The organism is Okeania sp. SIO2F4 (assembly GCF_010672385.1).
GTDB lineage: Bacteria > Cyanobacteriota > Cyanobacteriia > Cyanobacteriales > Microcoleaceae > Trichodesmium.
Window position 1 is genome coordinate 1 of the sequence record NZ_JAAHGT010001301.1, and the last position, 1,879, is coordinate 1,879.

At 39.6% G+C, this 1,879-nt stretch carries 1 protein-coding gene; it reads right to left on the reverse strand.

Annotated elements, in window-relative coordinates; translation table 11 throughout:
- Positions 1-250 precede the first annotated feature (250 nt).
- Positions 251-1,879: CHAT domain-containing protein (locus F6K22_RS39855; protein WP_293110592.1), on the reverse strand; the 1,629-nt coding region annotated here is incomplete at its 5' end.

Sequence of the window (1,879 nt, forward strand, 5' to 3'; positions counted from 1 at the left end):
TCAAAGATGGAGATCTAGTTAAAGTTATTGAGTAAAATCAATCTATTGTAACTGGGTAGAAAAAATATCATCCCAATTTCAAGAGTTAATATTAATCGATACTTATTAACTCCAATAATTAAGGATTATTGCTTCCCATCGTCGCAATGACAAGTTTTCAGCCTGATTCTATATGATAATTAATTAATTGTAAATAAAGAGCAAGGGTATTCCCCACTCCCCTACTCCCCTACTCTCGTATTCCCTTCTCTTACCAAGGACTACCAATCATCATAAACCCTGACCAATAATAAGGATGAGATAAATTTTGATTTTCAAACTTCCCTAACGCTGGCGGTAACACCACTGCTCCACGAATATCTATTCCCCTTAACTCACCTTCTGCAATAACCACTTCCCCTCGCAACATTGCTAACTGTGCTTGTCTTAGTGCTTCTGCTTTAATCTTGGCATTATTCAAATGAACATAAAATTCTGTCATTAACCCTAATGTTCCTTCATCACTCACATACCAAATACTAGCTAAAGCTGATTTGACTCCTGCTGCTACTGCTAATCCCGCAAATCCTAATTCGGCATTTTTGTCTCCCACAGCAGTGCGACAAGCAGATAATACTAACAATTCTACTGGGGGTTCATTCCACTCTAACTCTCTAATCTGGTCTAACTTTAGTTGCTCTGTTCCCCAGAGCTGAATGTAGGAGTTGTTGGCTTTTCCTGGTTTGAATTCTGCATGAGTGGCTAGGTGAATGATGGGATAGGGATAATTTTCTCTTTGAGCTAACAGGTTATTGCGGGTAAACTCTTCATTGATGAATTTGCTGCCTTGCCATAACCTTTGAGAAATAGTTTCTAACTCTGTGGGTACTGCTGGTAATGTACTTTGCTCAATGAATTCACTCGCTCCCATTGCTAACACCTGAGTTTCTTGAAGTGGTCGGTAGTTGGTATCCATTAAGCTGACACTGGGAATTAAACTGAGGCTGTATTTTTCTATCAGAAATTGTTCCCCATCGTGTAATGCTGCTATAGGTAAAGTACGTAAACCTTCATCCATGCTGAAGAGTAGAGTATTGATATTGGCTGCTTCTAGTTCTGCTGCTATGGGTGCGATGAGCCAATTATATAATTTTTTGGCTGGTGGCAGATAGCTATTCGTATAACGACGGGCGGGATTTGTAATTTGTGCGCGTAATCTTAACACAGCTTTCATTAGTTCTTTGCGGTTAACTTCGGGAATGGTTTTGAGTATAGGGTCGCTACCTGGTGTATATAATACCAGTTGTACTTCGTCTGGGTAAACGGTGACATAGATAATGGCTGAGTTATTACCTGTTTGACGGGCAATATCAATTAGCACTTCCCGAATATTTTTTGTGGATGTAATTTGATTTGATAGGTCTTTCTCAAAGTAGTCTGCAAATTCATTGTTGCGAGTTTGTTCTATGGTTGTCAATGTTTGGGAATTTGCAGCTACAGTTAGGGGTATACTATTAACAATATTGATGTTTTGTAAAGCGGTAGTGGTATCTGTATTAATGTTGACTTCTTGCCCATCGTTCTTTTGGTTTGGGAGATTAGGATTATTGGTGGTTGTGATGGTGCTATTACTTTGCACTGACTCGATAATTTGAGTAGTAACAGGATTTAATACTTGATTGTTAGATGGAGGAATATTTTCATTTATGGGAGTTTGAGTTACTGTGGGTTGCACTAGGTTGGGTGAATTCGCTGGATTTACTGTGGGTTGCACTAGGTTGGGTGAATTCGCTGGATTTACTGTGGGTTGCACTAGGTTGGGTGAATTCGCCGGATTTACTGTGGGTTGCACTAGGTTGGGTGAATTCGCCGGATTTACTGGTGTTTGAGGTAATAGTTG